This is a genomic window from Nocardia sp. NPDC058244 (assembly GCF_042882065.1).
In the GTDB taxonomy this organism is placed as follows: domain Bacteria; phylum Actinomycetota; class Actinomycetes; order Mycobacteriales; family Mycobacteriaceae; genus Nocardia.
The window spans coordinates 306,197-322,392 of record NZ_JBHVWX010000006.1; the positions used below are offsets into that span (position 1 = coordinate 306,197).

The window sequence follows — 16,196 nt, forward strand, 5'->3', positions numbered from 1 at the left end:
TCGAGAAGCCATGTCAGTACAGCCGTCCGGTGGGATCGGGTGACGAAGCCACAGTTGACCGAGTCGAGTACCGAAACCGCTGACGACGTCTCCACCACCGGTGGTGTGCGCCGTACCGTGCTCCCCGGCGGGCTGCGCGTGGTGACCGAGCACGTGCCCGGCGTGCGCTCGGCCTCCATCGGGGTGTGGGTCGGCGTCGGCTCGCGCGACGAAGGTCCCACCGTCGCGGGCGCGGCGCATTTCCTCGAACACCTGCTGTTCAAGGCGACGCCCACCCGCTCGGCGCTCGACATCGCCCAGACGATGGACGCCGTCGGCGGTGAGCTCAACGCGTTCACCGCCAAGGAACAGACCTGCTACTACGCCCACGTCATCGACGAGGACCTGCCGCTGGCCGTGGAACTGGTCTCCGACGTGGTGCTCAACGGGCTGTGCCGGTCCGTCGACGTCGACGTCGAACGGCAGGTGGTGCTCGAGGAGATCGCCATGCGCGACGACGACCCCGAGGACCTGGTCGCCGACTCCTTCCTCACCGCGCTGTTCGGCGACCACCCGATCGGTCGGCCGGTGATCGGCACCGTCGAGTCCATCGAGGGCATGCGGGCCGCCCAGCTGCGCGGGTTCCATCAGCGCCGGTACCGGCCGGACCGGATGGTCGTCGCGGTGGCGGGCAATGTCGACCACGACCGCACCGTCGAACTGGTGCATCGCGCGTTCGGGCCGCGCCTGGACGCCGCCGCCGATCCGGCCCCGCGCCGCGAGGGCAGGTTCCGCGCGCAGACCGCGCCCAGCCTGGTCCGGATCAACCGCGACAGCGAACAGACCCACCTGGTCTTCGGCGTGCGCGCCTTCGGCAGGCACGAAGGCCAGCAGCGCTGGCCGCTGTCGGTGCTCAACACCATTGTCGGCGGTGGCCTGAGTTCCCGGTTGTTCCAGCGCATCCGGGAGGAACGCGGCCTGGCGTACTCGGTGTACTCGAGTGTCGACACCTTCGCCGACACCGGCGCGTTCTCGGTCTATCTCGGCTGCCAGCCCGAAAACCTCGCCCAGGTCACGACATTGGCGCGCGACGTGCTCGTCGACGTGGCCACCAACGGCGTCACCGACGCCGAATGCGCCCGCGCCAAGGGCTCGTTGCGCGGCGGCCTCGTCCTCGGGCTGGAGGACTCCGCCTCGCGGATGAACCGGATCGGCCGCAGCGAACTCAGCTACGGCAACCACCGCAGCGTCTCGGCCACCCTCGCCCGCATCGACGCCGTCACCACCGACGAGGTCAGCGCCATCGCCCGGACCCTGCTCGCCCGCCCCTACGGCGCGGCGATCGCGGGCCCCTACCAGCGCACCCGCGACCTGCCCGCGGCGGTCCGCAAACTCGTCGATCACTGAGCCCGCGCCCCGGCGGTAGTCTGCACGCGGAAGACCGCACAGGGGAGGGGAGAGGCCGTGCCGGTACAGGCGGCGATCGAACGCGCACGGGTGGCCAGGGAACTCGGCCGGATCGAGGAAGCGCGGCGGATCCTCGGCACGGCGCTGGCGACCGCGCCCGACGATCCGGAAGTGCTGGTGGCACTGGGGAATATCGCGCTCGACCGTGACGAGCCCGCCGAGGCGTCGCGCTGGGCGGGGCAGGCGATCGTCGCCGATCCCGACCATCCCGACGCCCACCTGGTGGTCGGGATGGCCGCGGTGCACCTCGACGATCCGCGCAGTGCCCTGCGCCATCTCGAGACCGCGGTGCGGCTGAATCCGCACAGCGCGCCGACGCTGCTGATGCTGGCCTGGCTGCTCGCCTACGGCCCCGAACCCGACCCGGCGCGGGCACGGGCCGTGCTGGCCGAGGCGGTCGAGCTCGTACCCGACGACGCCGATGTCCACTGCGCGGCGGCCGAGATCTACCAGCGGCTCACCGACCAGGACGCGGTCCGCAGACACGTGGCGGCCGGGCTCGCCATCGACCCGACGCATACCGACCTGCTGAACCTGCAGGCCAGACTGGAGTTCCAAGGCGTCGACGGCCGGGCCGGGGCCGTGGCCATCCTGCGCGGGCTCCTCGCGCGTACGCCCACCGATCCCACGGCCCGCAGGCTGCTCGCCGAGGTGCACTGGCGGGCGCTGATGCGGTTGGCCACCTGGGTCTGGGTGTTCGCGGCCGGCCTCGCCTTCGCCACGATGTGGATCCCCGCGAGCGGGTTGCGCGTGCTGTCGCCGGTGCTGTTCGCCGCGTTGCCGCTGGCCTGGTTCGGGGTGTTCCGCAAGCTCCGCAGGCAGTTGCCCGCCGGGTATCTGCGGGCCAGGGTGCTGCGGCCCCGGCCGCTGTTCGCCCTGGTCTCGGTCGGCGGTGCCGGTGTGGTCGCCGATATCGGCGCGGTCGCGCTGCGGTCGCAGCACGTCGAGCTCGTCCGGCTGGGCGGGTGGTGCGTGGTGCTCGGCGCGCTCGGGGCGGCGGTCGGTCATCTGCTGCTGTTCACCGCCTGGCAGCGGCCGGGACGCGACGATCCCGAGGCCGAGGACGGCTTCGACTTCGCGCTGGGAATGCTGGTCGGCTCGGCGCTGCTCGGCGTGCCGCTGCTCGTCATCGCCGGGCTGGGACGCGGATGGGCCCGGCAGCCGGTGACATTCGGCGTGCTGCTGGCGGTACTCGGCATCGTGCTGGGCACCGTCGTGTTCGAGGGCGTCCTCGCGATGGCGCGGGACCGGGCGGGCTATCGCCGCGTCCCCCTGATCGTGGCGACGGTCCTGGCCCTGCTGGTCGCGGCCGGTGCCGCCGTGTGGTGGGGTGGCGGCGAGATCGCCGGCGGCGAGGTGCGCGGGCACGAACTGGTGATGATGCCCGCCGGTCCCCCGCCGCCAGGGGCGCTCGAGTCCCGGGCGGACCAGCCGTAGGACCTCAGTCCGGCGCCGCCTGGTTGGCGGCGGCCACGACGGCGGGCAGCAGGCCGGGGACCGCGTCCTCCACGGCCTCGGCGCGCAGGCGCTGATAGGTCTGGCCGTCGATGGTCAGGCGCTCGATCAGGCCCGCCTCGCGCAGGATCTTGAAGTGGTGGGTCGCGGTGGATTTGTTGATCGCGTCGTAGAGCGCCGAGCAGCGCACCGGGGCGCCCGCGTTGGCCATGCGGCGAACCATCTCGAGGCGGACCGGATCGTGCAAGGCGCTCAGGACAGTGGGGAGCCCGGCGACCGGCAGGGTCGGCGCCGGGGGGAGACCGTTAGCCTGTGTCATGATCTACCTCACTCGGGGGTTTGATACTCATCATACTAGGCGTAGGGTCGACGTCGTTCGATGGTGATCAAACTCTGCTGATAGGGGCTGCCATGGTGGCGACGACGATCGCTCCGGTCGAGTCGGGGAAGCGGTGGGCGTACGGACTCGTCCTCGCCGCCAGCGCGGTGGCGCTCGGTGTCTCCGGCGCGCCCGCGCCGCTCTACGGCATCTATCAGACCGAGTGGCACTTCTCGCCGCTCACCACGACCATGGTGTTCGCCGTGTACGCGGTGGCCGCGCTCGGCGCGGTGCTGGTCTCGGGCCGGATCTCCGATGTGGTCGGCCGCAAGCCGGTGATGGTGGCCGCCTTCGCCACGATGATCCTCGGCCTGGTGGTGTTCCTGCTCGCCGATTCGGTGCCGATGCTGTTGCTGGCCAGGGCCTTGCACGGCGCCGCGGTCGGCGCGACCGTCGTGGCGGGCGCCGCGGCCCTGCTCGATCTGCGGCCGACGCACGGCGCCCGGTCGGGCCAGCTCAGCGGGGTGGCGTTCAATGTCGGCATCGCGGTCGCGGTGCTGGGCACCGCGGTGCTCGCGCAGTACGCGCCGTCGCCGCTGCGCACGCCCTACGTCGTGATCGCGGCGGTCTGCCTGGTCGCGGGCGCGGGCATCCTGGCCGTGCGCGAGCCGCACACCGCGCGGGTGAAATCGCGGATCACGATCGCGAAACCGGCGGTGCCGCACGAGATCAGGGCAGATTTCTGGTTCTCCGCGATCGGTGTGATGGCGGCCTGGTCGGTGCTGGGCGTGCTGCTGTCGCTGTACCCCTCGCTGGCCGCGGCGGAGACCGGCGTGCACAACCTGGTCTTCGGTGGCGTCGTCGTGGCGAGCACCGCGCTCGCCGCCGCGCTGGCGCAGCTGTTCGCGTCGCGGATTCCGGCGCGCCGCGCCGCCGTCATCGGTGACCTCGGTATGGCCGCCGCGCTGCTGGCCACCATCCCGGCGCTGGCCACCAAGCAGCCCGCCGTCGTCATCGTGGCCGGGCTGGTGCTCGGCGCGACCTTCGGCCTCGGCTTCGGTGGTTCACTGCGGCATCTGTCGGAAGTCGTTCCGCCGCACCGCCGGGGCGAGACCATGTCGGCCTACTACCTGCTGGCCTACTCCGCGATGGCGCTGCCGACCCTGGCCGCGGGCTGGGCGGCCACCACCTGGGGCCTGTCGACGGTCTTCCCGTGGTTCATCGTGCTGGTCTCGGTGGCCTGCGTGCTGGCCGCGCTGCTCGGGCTCCGGGGAACCCGAGCAGCGCGTGCGCACTAGGCGGGCCAGCCGCCGTACGGCACGGTGATCAACTCCATGAAGTGGCCGTTGGGGTCGAGGAAATAGACCCCGCGGCCACCGTCGTTGTGATTGATCTCGTTGACCCCGTGTTGCATCGGGTCGGCCCAATGATCCATCTGGTAGCGCTGGATCTTGGCGTAGGCAGCATCGAATTCGGATTCCGAGACGAGGAATGCGTAATGCTGCGGCTGGATTTCGGAAACATGCGGAGGCACCTTCGCGAAATCGAAGGTGACGCCATTGGCGACGGGGACCGGAATGAACGGCCCCCACTCTTTCCCTACGTCCAACCCGAGGAGATCCGCCCAGAATTCGGCGGTTTCCCGATTATCGTGACATCCGACAATGGTGTGATTGAACTGCACTGACAGTGGATTTCTCCTTGTTCGTGATGGCGCCGACCCTGGGCACGGTACGAGGCGGCCGACAGGAGCACCATCACCGCGAACGAGATTAGCCACCGATCCCGGATCGTGCAATCGTCGCGCGGGGTAGCGTCGCGCACATGAGGATTCGTGGAGCCGTCCTGGAACGCATCGCCGCGCCCGCGCCGTTCGCCGAGTCGCGGCCGATCACCGTGTGCGAGCTCGAGCTGGCCGCGCCGGGCCCCGGGGAGCTGCTGGTGCGGATCGAGGCGGCGGGGCTGTGCCACTCCGACCTGTCGGTGGTCGACGGCAACCGGGTGCGGCCGGTGCCGATGCTGCTCGGGCACGAGGCGGCGGGCCTGATCGAGGCGGTCGGCGACGGTGTCACCGATGTGGCGGTGGGGCAGCGGGTCGTGATGACGTTCCTGCCGCGCTGTGGCGAGTGCGCCGGCTGCGCGAGCAACGGCCGCACCCCGTGCGCGCCGGGCAGCGTCGCCAACAACGCCGGTGAACTGCTCGGCGGTGGTCGCAGGCTGCACCGCGACGGCGCCGAGGTGCACCACCACCTGGGCGTGTCCGGATTCGCCACGCACGCCGTCGTCGATCGGCGGTCGGTGGTCCCGGTCGACGCCGACGTGCCGCCGGAGGTCGCCGCGGTGCTCGGCTGCGCGGTGCTCACCGGCGGCGGCGCGCTGCTCAATGCCGCGAAGCCGGGCAAGGGCGATCGGATCATGGTCGTCGGGCTCGGCGGCGTCGGCATGGCCGCGGTGCTCGTCGCCGTCTCGCTCGGCCTCGGCGAGGTGATCGCCGTCGACACCGTCCCCGAAAAGCTGGCGCTGGCAAGGGAATTCGGAGCAACAGCGGCATTCACGCCGGGGGAGATCGCCGAGCAGGGGGTCCAGGCGGAGGTGGTCGTCGAGGCCGCGGGCAATGTGCGGGCGTTCGAGACCGCCGTCGCCGCCACGGCGGCCGGTGGCGTCACGGTGACGGTCGGCCTGCCCGCCCCCGACGCCACCGCGACCATCTCGCCGCTGGCGCTCGTCGCGCAGGGCCGCACCATCGTCGGCAGCTACCTCGGCTCGGCCGTGCCCGAGCGCGACATCCCCGAATACGTCCGCCGGTGGCGCGCGGGCACGCTCCCGCTGGAACGGCTGGTGTCGGCCCGGATCGGGCTCGACCAGGTCAACGCGGCGATGGACGAGCTCGCGGCGGGCGCGGCGCTGCGCCAGGTGATCGTGTTCGACTGACCTCGGCGCCGGGTCACCCGTCGCTGCTCGATAGGCTTGCCGGTAAGGGCGAAGCGAGACACGAGGAGATACGGGTGACCATTCGGGTCGGAGTGCTCGGAGCACGTGGCAAGGTCGGACAGGCCATCTGCGCGGCCGTGGAGGCGGCGGCCGATCTGGAGCTGGTCGCCCAGGTCGACAAGGGTGACGCGCTGGAGACGTTCACCGAGACCGGCACCCAGGTGGTCGTCGATTTCACCCATCCCGATGTGGTGATGGGCAACCTCAAGTTCCTGATCGAGAACGGGATCCACGCGGTCGTCGGCACCACCGGCTTCGACGAGGTCCGCCTGGCCGAGGTGCGGGGTCAGCTGGCCCAGCGGCCCGAGGTCGGCGTGCTGATCGCGCCGAACTTCGCGATCGGCGCGGTGCTGTCGATGCGGTTCGCCGAGCAGGCGGCGCGGTTCTTCGAGTCGGTCGAGGTCATCGAGCTGCACCACCCGAACAAGGCCGACGCGCCCTCGGGCACCGCCTACCGCACCGCCGGGCTGATCGCCGCGGCCCGCGCCGAGGCCGGCGTCGGCCTGAGCCCCGATGCCACCACCACCGAGCTCGAGGGCGCCCGCGGCGCCGACGTCGACGGGGTGCGGGTGCATTCGGTGCGGCTGGCCGGGCTGGTCGCGCACCAGGAGGTGCTGTTCGGCACCCAGGGCGAGACGCTGACCATCCGCCACGATTCCATCGATCGCAATTCCTTCGCGCCGGGCGTGCTGCTGGGGGTGCGCGAGATCGCCGGACGTCCGGGTCTGACGGTCGGACTCGACCCGTTCCTGGATCTGTGAACGCGTCCGAACCCGCCGCGTGGCGACCCGACCGTCAGGTCGCGAAGATCGTCGCGCTGGTGGCGTTCCTGGTGCTGGCGCTGGTCTACTACTTCCTCCGCCTCGGCGGACTCGCCATCGCCTACATCGCCGACGGCGGGTTCGCGGGGATCGCGATCGGCATCGGCATGCTGCTGCTGCCGATCGTCGGCGTGTGGATCGTGGGGGCGACGCTGCAGGCGGCGTTCGCGCACCAGCGCCTGGCCCGCCGGATCGACGAGGAGGGCCTCGAGGTCGACACCTCGGAGCTGCCGCGACGGCCGTCGGGCCGCATCGAGCGCGACGCCGCCGACGCGCTGTTCGAGCGGATCAAGGCCGAATGGGAAGCCGATCCGGACAACTGGCGCTCCTCCTACCGGCTGGCCCGCGCCTACGACTACGCGGGCGACCGCACCAGGGCCCGCGAGACCATGCGCCGCGCGGTGGCCCTGGAAAAACTGGAACGCGAGGACTAGACCGTGGCCAGGTTGCTGCTCGTGCACCACACCCCGTCGCCGCACACCCAGGCGATGTTCGAAGCGGTCGTGTCCGGCGCCACCGATCCCGAGATCGAGGGCGTGGAGGTGGTGCGCCGGGCCGCCCTGGCCGTCACCGCGGTCGACGTGCTCGAGGCCGACGGCTACCTGCTCGGCACCCCGGCCAACCTCGGCTACATGAGCGGCGCGCTCAAACACGCCTTCGACACCGTCTACTACCCGTGCCTCGATTCGACCCGGGGGCGTCCGTTCGGGCTCTACGTCCACGGCAACGAGGGCACCGAAGGCGCGGAGAAGGGCGTCACCGCCATCACCACCGGGCTCGGCTGGGTGAAAGCCGCCGACTACGTGGTGGTCTCGGGCGCACCGGCCAAGCCCGACCTCGAAGCCTGCTGGAATCTCGGCGCCACGGTCGCCGCGCAGCTGATGGAGTGAGCCACCGCTTGGTGACCGGTGCGACGGGATTCGTCGCCGGGCACTGCGTCCGGGAGTTGCTCGAACACGGCTATCAGGTCAGGGCGACCGTGCGGGATCTCGACGCGGTCGACCGGCGCACGCATCTGGTGGAGCTCGCCGACCGGCTCGGCGGCGCGGTGGAGTTCGTGCAGGCGGACCTGACCGCCGACGACGGCTGGGACATCGCGCACGCTGCCCCCGCTGGCTGGTGAAGCTCGCCGCGCTGACCGACGACACCGTCAAGCGCGTGGTGCCCGCGCTCGGCATGCGGGAGCGGGTCAGCGCGGAGAAGGCGAGAGCCGAGCTCGGACTCACCTTCCTGCCCGTCCGGCAATCGGTGCTCGACACCGCGGAAAGCCTGCTCACCCACGGCATCGTCGCGTCGCCTGCGCCGCGCCGGTGGACGCGGCGTCGCCGGACCGCCTGAGCGGGCCGACCGGGGCGAATCGCGACGGCCCCGAATTCTGGTGGGCTGACACGCGGGCGCCGGATGCGGTAGAACTCGACACCGACGGGTCGCGGGCTGGCCGCGAAGGGTGTTCGAGGATGGGGAGTGGTCGGTGAGCGAGTTGCAGCAGACTCCGGCGGTACGGCGGATCGGGCTGGTCGAGGACCACGAGTCGGTCGCGATCGGGCTGGCGGCCATGCTCGGGCCCGAACCCGATCTGGACCTCGTCGCCACCGCCGACACCGTGGCCGGGCTGCTCGCCGCCGACGACGCCCTGGACCTGGTCGTGCTCGACCTGCGCCTGCCCGACGGCTCGACCCCCGAGGACAACGTCACCACGCTGCGCGAACGCGGCATCGAGGTGCTGGTGTTCACCGGTGCCGACAACGCGTTCCTGGTGCGGTCGGCGGCCAAGGCGGGCGTGCTCGGGGTGCTGCGCAAGTCCGAGAGCGTGGCGACCGTGGTCGCCGCGGTGCGCCGGGCCGCCTCCGGGGAACAGGTCGTCACCACCGACTGGGCCGCCGCGATCGACGGTGACCCGCAGCTGTCCGACGTCGGCCTCAGCCCGCGCCAGGAAGAAGTGCTCATGCTGTACGCCTCCGGGGAGAAGGCGTCGCGGGTGGCCCGGCTGACCGGCCTGTCCGAGCAGACCGTCAACGACTATCTCGGCCGCATCCGGCAGAAGTACGCCGACGCGGGCAGGCCCGCCCCCACCAAGACCGACCTGTACAAACGGGCCGTCGAGGACGGCTGGCTGCCCGTGCCGGAACGTCAGCAGCGCCCGTGACCACCACCGCGGTCCGCCCGGCAGCCGGGCCCGTCGCGGTGGACACCGAGCTCTCCCGGGCGGCGACCGACCAGATCCTGCGCAGGCTCGGCGTGGTGATCGGCGTCGGCGCGATCATCGTGATGGCCCTCGAACTGCCCGCCGTGCTGATCCAGCCGGTCAACCGCTCGGTGTGGCCCGAGGTGCATCTGGTGGCCGCGTATCTGTTCTTCGCGCCGCTGGCCGTGGTGTCGGCGCGCGGGCCGGTCACCGCGATCCGCCGGGTCGCCGCGGCGGCCGCGATCTGCTATCTGGTGGCGACGGTGACGACGCCGCTGGTGTACTCCGTGGTGACCGTCGGGTCGTTCGCGTCGTGGCCGTATCGCGGGCTGGTCCTCGGGGTGATGGCGGGCGGGCTGGCCTGGTCGGTCCGCACGGCGTCGTGCTTCGCGGCGGTGCTCGCGGTGGCGACCAGCGCGTCCAATGCCGCGGTGGTGCCGGACAGTACGGCGTGGGCGCTGTTCGGCGACGTCACCAGGGCACTGGGCGTGGCCGCGCTGTTCCTGTGGTGCGTGGTCTACGCGCGCACCGCCGCCGAACGGGTCGACAAGGAAGCGGTCCGGCAGCGCTCGCGGGCGGCGACGGTCGCGGCGACGGCGGCCCGCGAACGCGAGGCCGCCCGGTTCGCCGCGCTCATCCACGACGCGGTGCTGTCGACCCTGCTGGAGGCCTCCCGCACGGCCGGCTCCACCGCGGCCCTGTCCGCCCAGGCGACCCGCACCCTCGAACAGCTCGAACAGGCGCGCAGCGCACCGGAACTCGATCATCTCGACGCGGCCGCCGCGGTGGAGTTCCTGCGGGCCGCGGTGCGCGAGGTCGACGCCGACATCCCGGTCCAGGCGGCGCGCCGCGGCGCGGACCTGTGTCTGCCGCTGGAATCGGCGCAGGTACTCGGCGCGGCGCTGAGCGAGGCCGTGCGCAACAGCGTGCGCCACGCGGAGGTCGCGGGCAGGCGGGTGCGGCGCGACGTGGCCGTCACCGTGGCGACCGGCGGCATCAAGGTGGTGCTCTCCGACGACGGCGCCGGCTTCGACCCGGCCCGGGTGCCCGCCGACCGGATGGGCATCGCGGGCAGCATCCTGGGCCGGATGCGCACCCTGCCCGGCGGGGCGGCCTTCGTCGAGTCCGCGCCCGGCGCCGGCACCGTGGTGACTCTGGTGTGGGGCAGTCATGGCTGAGCGCGACCTGCCGTTCGGCATGCGGGACCTGTTCGGCCTCAGCGACGGCATGGCCTGGCTGTTCGTGGTGATCTTCGAGGCCACCATCGTCATGTACCTGCGGGTGAACTTCGACATCGTCCCGCCGATCCCGGCCGCCGTCGCACTGGTGCTGATGGCCGTCGCCGCGCTGGTGGTGCTGGTCTTCCCGGTGGATCCGCTGCCGTGGCCCGCCACCGCCTACGTCGCCTGCGCCGGACCGGCCGCGATGGCGCTGACGGTGCCGTGGATCGAGAACCCCACCGGCTTCTCGCACCAGCTGTGGACCGCCTACCCGACCTCGTACCTGCTGGCCATGCTGGTGCTGCGGGGACGCATCCTGTCGGCCTGGCTCGGCGTCGCCGCCGCGGCGACCGTGCTCGTCACCATGGGCGTGTTCACCTCCTGGCATCCGGAGACGGTGGTGCGGGCGCTGACCCCGGTCGCCACCGTCGGCGTGGTGACGGTGTTCATGGCGATCGTGCGGCCCACCCAGCGCTCGCTGCGCGAGCTGCGCGGCCAGGCCAACCGGCGCGCGGCGACCGAGGCGGCGCTGGCCGCGGCGAGCGCCGAACGCGACCGGCAGCTGACCCGGCTCGAGCTGCGCGCCCGGCCGATCCTCGCGCGCATCGCCGAGGGCGCCCATCTCACCGACGGCGAACGCGAACAGTGCCGGCTGCTCGAAGCCGAACTGCGCGACGGACTGCGGGCTCCCGAACTGGTCACCGAACAGCTCAGCGCCGCCGCGCGCGGTGCCAGGGCGCGCGGTGTCGAGGTGACCCTGCTCGACGACGGCGGGTTCCGTGGGGTGCCGACCTGGGTGCGCCACAACGTGATCGACGCCGCCATCGAGGCGCTCGACGCCGCGCAGGAGGGCACGGTCACCGTGCGGGTGCTGCCGATCGGGCGGCGCTGGGTGGCGACCGTGCTGGCCGCGGCCGCGACCGGCGACCGGCGCACCGAGATCGATACCGCGGGGGTCGTGCGGGTCTCGACCTGAGCCGCGCCGATCTGTCGTACCCCTGTGCCAGGCTGAGGGAATGCAGCGGATGAATGCGGCGACAGCCCGGCGGATCGCGCTGGCCGCGCAGGGTTTCGGCAAACGTCGCCCGGCCAACCCGAATCGGCGGGCCGTCCTCGATGTCGTCGCCAGAACCCGTCTGCTGCAACTGGATTCGGTGTCGGCGGTGGTTCGGGCGCACTACGCGCCGGTGTTCAGCCGGATCGGTCCCTACGACCGCGGCCTGCTCGAGCAGGCGGCGTGGAGCGACAGCCCGCGCGCCCGCCGCGGCCTGGTCGAGTACTGGGCGCACGAGGCGGCGCTGATCCCGGTCGCGGATTGGCCGTTGCTGCGCTGGCGGATGGCCGAGTACCGGCACGGGCGCTGGTCGGGGATGCGCAAGGTCGTCGAGCGGAATCCGACCCTGGGCAAGGACATCCTCGATGTCGTCACCGAGGTCGGCGCGTCCAGCGCGGGCGAGATCGAACGCCACCTGGAGCTGGACAAGCCCCGCTCCAAGGGCACCTGGTGGAATCTCAGCGACACCAAGATGGTGTGCGAACAGCTCTTCGCCGCGGGCGAACTGTCCATCGCGCGCCGGGCCGGATTCACCCGCCTGTACGACCTGACCGAACGCGTCGTCCCGGCCGACGTCCTCGACCGCGAGATCGGCGAGGACGACGCCGTGCGCGAACTGCTGCGCCGCTCCAGCCGGGCGCTGGGCATCGGCACCGAGACCGACCTGCGCGACTACTACCGCCTGAACCGGCGTCAGAGCGCCCCCGCGATCGCCGCTCTCGTCGACGCGGGCGAACTGCTCCCGGTCGAGGTCGCCGGCTGGGACGCACCCGCCTACCTGCACCCGGAGGCGAGCACCCCGCGCCGGATCACCGGCGCCGCCCTGCTGTGCCCGTTCGACCCGCTGATCTTCTTCCGCCCGCGCACCCAGCGGATCTTCGACTTCCACTACCGCATCGAGATCTACACGCCCGAACCCCAACGGGTGCACGGCTATTACGTCTTCCCGTTCCTGCTCGACGGCGTCCTGGTCGGCCGCGTCGACCTGCGCGCCGAGCGGGGCAGCGGCAGGCTGCTCGCGCCCGGCGCGTTCGCCGAGCCGGGCTACGCGACGGCCGAGACCGCGCACGCGCTGCGCGGCGCGCTGCGGGAGATGGCCGACTGGCTCGAACTCGACGAGGTCGTCGTCGGCGAGCGGGGCGACCTCGCCCCGCTGCTGTGACCGGTTACCAGCCCTTCGGGCCCTGGCCGCGCATCTGATCGCGCAGGGTGTTGGTGACCGCGCCCGAGAGCCAGGAGTTCAGCGACTGCCCGTTCTGCGCCGCGGCTTCCTCGGCCTTGGACTTGAGCTGTTCGACCAGGCGCAGGGTGACGCGGCTGATGTCCCCGGTCATCTCCTCGAAGGTCGGCTGTTCGTCGGAGCCCGACGGCGTGTTCTTGCGCACGTCGGCCACCGCCTCGGTGCCGTCGAGGCGGACGTGCACGGTGCGGTCGCCGAGTTCGGCGCTGATCTCCGCGGCCAGCTCCGACAGCGCCGACAGCAGCACCAGCCTGCTCGAACTCTCCACCGCCGCGGCCAGTGCGGCGGCGGTGGCCTGCGTTTTCTCGTCGCCGAGGGCCGCGGCGGCGATCAGTTCCTCGCGCAGCCGCGCGGTATGAGCGCTCAGATCCATGACATCAGTGTGACGTCATATCTGACGGCGCGCAAGGAAGGTCGTGATGTCACCGCCGAACAGGGAAGACGGCGAAAAACACCCACCGGCAGCCGGATCGGCCGCTAGGGTGTCGAGGCTCATCCGGCGACCGGGTAGCCTTTCTGACCATGACGAACGGTGAATCGACGCCAACGGAGCTGCACGCGTCCGGCACGGTAGGTGTCGCGATGGTGACCCCCTTCAGCGCTGCGGGCAAGGTCGACGTCGATGCCGGTGTGGCCCTGGCCGCACGCCTGGTGGACCGCGGCGTCGACCTGCTGGCCATCTCGGGGACCACGGGTGAGTCGCCGACCACCACCGAGCACGAGAAGGCCGAGCTGCTGCGCGCCGTCGTCGACGCGGTCGGCGACCGCGCCACCGTGATCGCGGGCGCGGGCACCTACGACACCGCGCACTCCATCGAACTGGCGCGCGCGGCCGAGAACGCGGGCGCGCACGGCCTGCTCGTGGTGACGCCGTACTACTCGCGGCCCACGCAGGAGGGCCTGCTCGCGCACTTCACCGCGGTCGCCGACGCCACCGCGCTGCCGGTGACGCTCTACGACATTCCACCGCGGTCGATCGTGCCGATCGCCATCGACACGATCCGCCGCCTCGCCGATCATCCGAACATCGTCGCGGTCAAGGACGCCAAGGGCGACCTGGTCTCCGGTGCCGATCTCATCGCGACCACCGGACTGGACTTCTACTCCGGTGACGACGGCCTCAACCTGCCCTGGCTCTCGGTCGGCGCCACCGGCTTCATCAGCGTGATCGGTCACGTCGTGCCCGAGCGCCTGCGCGAGATCCACCAGGCCTACACGGCCGGTGACGTGGCCAGGGCCAGGGAGATCAACGCGACTCTGCTGCCGCTGTTCGCGGCCATGACCCGCCTGGGAGGTGTGGCGATGTGCAAGGGAGCTCTTCGATTGCTCGGTGTCGATGTGGGTGAACCCCGGTTGCCCCAGCTGATGCCGACGCAGGCGCAGCTCGACGCGCTGGCGCTGGATCTGCAGGCCGCGGGGGTGTCGGAATGACCGAACCCACCGCACGTAAGCCGCGCCGCCGGTCCGCCAGTCGCGCCGCGGGCGCGCCCGAACCGACGCCGACCCCGGTCGAGCCGGTCGCGCCGCCGAAGCAGGCCGTGCCCGAGCCGGTCGCCGAGATCGTCGCCGAGGCCAACCTGGTCGGCGAGGCCGAGGTGGGCACCGATCTGATCAGCGTCGCCGAGGAGCAGGTCACCGCACCGAAGAAGACCTCCGCGCGCCGCGCCAAGAGCAAGCCCGCCGCCGAGCAGGCGCCGCAGCAGCAGGCCCGCGGCGGTGGCCGTGGCAGGCAGGGCGGCGGCCGTGGCCGCGGTTCCGCGCCGGTGGCCGAGCCGCGCGAGAAGGCGCCCCAGGACCGCCTCGGTACCCCGCCCAAGCTGCCCAAGAACGGCCTGCGGGTGCTCGCGCTCGGCGGCATCGGCGAAATCGGCCGCAACATGACCGTCTTCGAGTACGACGGCAAGCTGCTGATCGTCGACTGCGGTGTGCTGTTCCCCGAGGACCAGCAGCCCGGCGTCGACCTGATCCTGCCCGACTTCCGGCCCATCGAGGACCGGATGGACGACATCGTCGCCATCGTGCTCACCCACGGTCACGAGGACCACATCGGCGCGGTGCCGTTCCTGCTGCGCAACCGCCCCGATATCCCCGTGATCGGCGCGAAGTTCACCCTCGCGCTGGTCGCCGCCAAGTGCCGTGAGCACCGGCTGCAGCCCAAGCTCATGGAGGTCGCCGAGGGCGAGACCACCGTGCACGGCCCGTTCGAGTGCGAGTACTTCGCGGTCAACCACTCGATCCCCGACGCCATCGCGGTCGCCATCCGCACCCAGGCCGGCGTCGTGCTGCATACCGGTGACATCAAGCTCGACCAGCTGCCGCTCGACGGCCGCCTGACCGACCTGGCCGGGTTCTCCCGGCTCGGCGACGAGGGTGTCGACCTGTTCCTGGTCGACTCCACCAATGCCGAGGTCCCCGGCTTCGTCACGCCCGAGCGCGAGATCGGCGGGGTGCTCGACAACGTCATCGGCAAGGCGCGCAACCGCGTCATCGTCGCCTCCTTCGCCAGCCACGTGCACCGCATCCAGCAGGTCGTCGACGTGGCGCAGAAGTACAACCGCAAGGTCTGCTTCGTCGGTCGCTCGATGGTGCGCAACATGCAGATCGCGCAGGACCTGGGCTACCTGACGGTGCCCGACAACGTGGTCGTCGAGATGGATCAGGCCGCGAACCTGCCCGGCAACCGCCTGGTGCTGATCTCCACCGGTTCCCAGGGCGAGCCGCTCTCGGCGCTGGCCCGGATGGCGCGTGGCGATCACCGCCAGATCAACATCCGCGCCGACGACCTGATCGTGCTGGCCTCCTCGCTGATCCCCGGCAACGAGAACTCGGTGTTCGCGGTGGTCAACGGCCTGGCCAGGCTCGGCGCCACCGTCATCACCCAGCAGAACGCGAAGGTGCACGTCTCCGGGCACGCCTCCGCCGGTGAGCTGCTGTACCTGTACAACGCGGTGCGCCCGACCAATGCCATGCCGGTGCACGGCGAGTGGCGGCACCTGCGCGCCAACGCCGCGCTCGCGGTGGCTACCGGCGTGCCGGAGGAGCGGGTCGTGCTGGCCGAGGACGGCGTGGTGGTCGACCTGGTCGACGGCATCGCCTCCATCGTCGGCCGGGTGCCGGTCGGGCACGTCTACGTCGACGGTCTCTCGGTCGGCGACGTCGGCGAGTCGACCCTGTCGGACCGCCTGGTCCTCGGCGAGGGCGGCTTCATCTCGATCACCGTCGTCATCGACTCGACCACCGGCAAGGCGGTCAGCACCGAGCTCAACGGGCGCGGCTTCTCCGACGACCCGACCGCGCTCAACGGCGCGAACGAGCTGGTGGAGTCCGAGCTGCTGCGGCTGGCCGGCGAGGGCATCACCGACACCCATCGCATCGCCCAGGGCGTGCGCCGGGTGGTCGGCCGCTGGGTCGCCGACACCTACCGCCGCCGCCCGATGATCGTGCCGACGGTCATCGGCGTCTGAT

Annotated in this window: 18 protein-coding genes; 15 read left to right on the forward strand and 3 right to left on the reverse strand. The window is 71.7% G+C overall.

Going from position 1 to position 16,196, the window contains the following annotated elements:
- The first annotated feature begins 54 nt into the window (after positions 1 to 54).
- Together ACFVW6_RS20795 and ACFVW6_RS20800 are read left to right on the forward strand one after the other, a co-directional pair.
- Positions 55 to 1,386, forward strand: coding sequence for a pitrilysin family protein (locus ACFVW6_RS20795; RefSeq protein ID WP_357345696.1), 1,332 nt, complete (start codon positions 55 to 57; stop codon positions 1,384 to 1,386).
- 57 nt (positions 1,387 to 1,443) lie between these two features.
- Positions 1,444 to 2,883, forward strand: coding sequence for a tetratricopeptide repeat protein (locus ACFVW6_RS20800; RefSeq protein WP_378831297.1), 1,440 nt, complete (start codon positions 1,444 to 1,446; stop codon positions 2,881 to 2,883).
- A gap of 4 nt (positions 2,884 to 2,887) precedes the next feature.
- Here ACFVW6_RS20800 and ACFVW6_RS20805 read toward each other — a convergent pair whose 3' ends face one another.
- The gene (locus ACFVW6_RS20805) at positions 2,888 to 3,220 is read right to left on the reverse strand and encodes a helix-turn-helix domain-containing protein (RefSeq protein ID WP_355277778.1); all 333 of its coding nucleotides are present in this window, start codon (positions 3,218 to 3,220) and stop codon (positions 2,888 to 2,890) included.
- A 92-nt stretch (positions 3,221 to 3,312) separates the two neighbouring features.
- Between ACFVW6_RS20805 and ACFVW6_RS20810 the strand changes: the two genes are divergently transcribed.
- Entirely contained in the window at positions 3,313 to 4,518 is a 1,206-nt protein-coding gene (locus ACFVW6_RS20810) for an MFS transporter (RefSeq protein ID WP_355277775.1), read from the forward strand.
- Here ACFVW6_RS20810 and ACFVW6_RS20815 read toward each other — a convergent pair.
- On the reverse strand, positions 4,515 to 4,910 hold the full coding sequence (locus tag ACFVW6_RS20815; protein WP_355277861.1) for a VOC family protein: 396 nt from the start codon (positions 4,908 to 4,910) through the stop codon (positions 4,515 to 4,517). The two genes, ACFVW6_RS20810 and ACFVW6_RS20815, sit on opposite strands and share 4 nt — an antisense overlap.
- A 134-nt stretch (positions 4,911 to 5,044) precedes the next feature.
- Between ACFVW6_RS20815 and ACFVW6_RS20820 the strand changes: the two genes are divergently transcribed.
- From ACFVW6_RS20820 to ACFVW6_RS20865, 10 genes are all read left to right on the forward strand, one after another.
- On the forward strand, positions 5,045 to 6,151 hold the full coding sequence (locus ACFVW6_RS20820; RefSeq protein WP_378831294.1) for an alcohol dehydrogenase catalytic domain-containing protein: 1,107 nt from the start codon (positions 5,045 to 5,047) through the stop codon (positions 6,149 to 6,151).
- Positions 6,152 to 6,225: 74 nt separating this feature from the next.
- Positions 6,226 to 6,972 (forward strand): 4-hydroxy-tetrahydrodipicolinate reductase, encoded by a 747-nt coding sequence (gene dapB / locus ACFVW6_RS20825; RefSeq protein WP_218717779.1) that lies wholly within the window; start codon positions 6,226 to 6,228, stop codon positions 6,970 to 6,972.
- A complete protein-coding gene (locus tag ACFVW6_RS20830) occupies positions 6,969 to 7,466 on the forward strand; it encodes a hypothetical protein (RefSeq protein ID WP_378831291.1) in 498 nt (165 codons plus the stop codon). Before dapB ends, ACFVW6_RS20830 begins: the two co-directional genes overlap by 4 nt.
- A 3-nt stretch (positions 7,467 to 7,469) precedes the next feature.
- Complete coding sequence (locus ACFVW6_RS20835; RefSeq protein WP_355277769.1) at positions 7,470 to 7,922, forward strand: NAD(P)H-dependent oxidoreductase; 453 nt, start codon at positions 7,470 to 7,472, stop codon at positions 7,920 to 7,922.
- Entirely contained in the window at positions 7,919 to 8,155 is a 237-nt protein-coding gene (locus tag ACFVW6_RS20840; RefSeq protein ID WP_387792416.1) for an NAD-dependent epimerase/dehydratase family protein, read from the forward strand. Before ACFVW6_RS20835 ends, ACFVW6_RS20840 begins: the two co-directional genes overlap by 4 nt.
- Positions 8,152 to 8,370, forward strand: coding sequence for a hypothetical protein (locus ACFVW6_RS20845; protein ID WP_378831286.1), 219 nt, complete (start codon positions 8,152 to 8,154; stop codon positions 8,368 to 8,370). Before ACFVW6_RS20840 ends, ACFVW6_RS20845 begins: the two co-directional genes overlap by 4 nt.
- A 133-nt stretch (positions 8,371 to 8,503) precedes the next feature.
- Entirely contained in the window at positions 8,504 to 9,178 is a 675-nt protein-coding gene (locus tag ACFVW6_RS20850) for a response regulator transcription factor (RefSeq protein ID WP_355277765.1), read from the forward strand.
- The gene (locus ACFVW6_RS20855; RefSeq protein ID WP_378831282.1) at positions 9,175 to 10,395 is read left to right on the forward strand and encodes a sensor histidine kinase; all 1,221 of its coding nucleotides are present in this window, start codon (positions 9,175 to 9,177) and stop codon (positions 10,393 to 10,395) included. The genes ACFVW6_RS20850 and ACFVW6_RS20855 overlap by 4 nt, the downstream gene beginning before the upstream one ends.
- Complete coding sequence (locus ACFVW6_RS20860; RefSeq protein ID WP_355277761.1) at positions 10,388 to 11,413, forward strand: hypothetical protein; 1,026 nt, start codon at positions 10,388 to 10,390, stop codon at positions 11,411 to 11,413. The genes ACFVW6_RS20855 and ACFVW6_RS20860 overlap by 8 nt, the downstream gene beginning before the upstream one ends.
- Before the next feature lie 40 nt (positions 11,414 to 11,453).
- Entirely contained in the window at positions 11,454 to 12,653 is a 1,200-nt protein-coding gene (locus ACFVW6_RS20865) for a winged helix-turn-helix domain-containing protein (RefSeq protein ID WP_378831279.1), read from the forward strand.
- Positions 12,654 to 12,657: 4 nt separating this feature from the next.
- On the opposite strand, the gene ACFVW6_RS20870 is transcribed toward ACFVW6_RS20865, so the two are convergent.
- Positions 12,658 to 13,104, reverse strand: coding sequence for a hypothetical protein (locus ACFVW6_RS20870; RefSeq protein ID WP_378831277.1), 447 nt, complete (start codon positions 13,102 to 13,104; stop codon positions 12,658 to 12,660).
- A 149-nt stretch (positions 13,105 to 13,253) separates the two neighbouring features.
- On the opposite strand from ACFVW6_RS20870, the gene dapA reads away from it, so the two are divergent.
- Both dapA and ACFVW6_RS20880 read left to right on the forward strand, forming a co-directional pair.
- The gene (gene dapA / locus ACFVW6_RS20875; protein WP_355277753.1) at positions 13,254 to 14,162 is read left to right on the forward strand and encodes a 4-hydroxy-tetrahydrodipicolinate synthase; all 909 of its coding nucleotides are present in this window, start codon (positions 13,254 to 13,256) and stop codon (positions 14,160 to 14,162) included.
- Positions 14,159 to 16,195, forward strand: a complete 2,037-nt coding sequence (locus ACFVW6_RS20880) for a ribonuclease J (RefSeq protein ID WP_378831275.1) — start codon at positions 14,159 to 14,161, stop codon at positions 16,193 to 16,195. The genes dapA and ACFVW6_RS20880 overlap by 4 nt, the downstream gene beginning before the upstream one ends.
- The last annotated feature ends 1 nt before the right edge of the window (position 16,196 follow it).

Coding starts and splice junctions, on each gene's coding strand:
- ACFVW6_RS20805 (WP_355277778.1), bottom strand. CDS start 3,220: ATGACACAGGCTAACGGTCTCCCCCCGGCGCCGACCCTGCCGGTCGCC.
- ACFVW6_RS20810 (WP_355277775.1), top strand. CDS start 3,313: ATGGTGGCGACGACGATCGCTCCGGTCGAGTCGGGGAAGCGGTGGGCG.
- ACFVW6_RS20820 (WP_378831294.1), top strand. CDS start 5,045: ATGAGGATTCGTGGAGCCGTCCTGGAACGCATCGCCGCGCCCGCGCCG.
- ACFVW6_RS20860 (WP_355277761.1), top strand. CDS start 10,388: ATGGCTGAGCGCGACCTGCCGTTCGGCATGCGGGACCTGTTCGGCCTC.
- ACFVW6_RS20865 (WP_378831279.1), top strand. CDS start 11,454: ATGCAGCGGATGAATGCGGCGACAGCCCGGCGGATCGCGCTGGCCGCG.
- ACFVW6_RS20870 (WP_378831277.1), bottom strand. CDS start 13,104: ATGGATCTGAGCGCTCATACCGCGCGGCTGCGCGAGGAACTGATCGCC.
- dapA (WP_355277753.1), top strand. CDS start 13,254: ATGACGAACGGTGAATCGACGCCAACGGAGCTGCACGCGTCCGGCACG.
- ACFVW6_RS20880 (WP_378831275.1), top strand. CDS start 14,159: ATGACCGAACCCACCGCACGTAAGCCGCGCCGCCGGTCCGCCAGTCGC.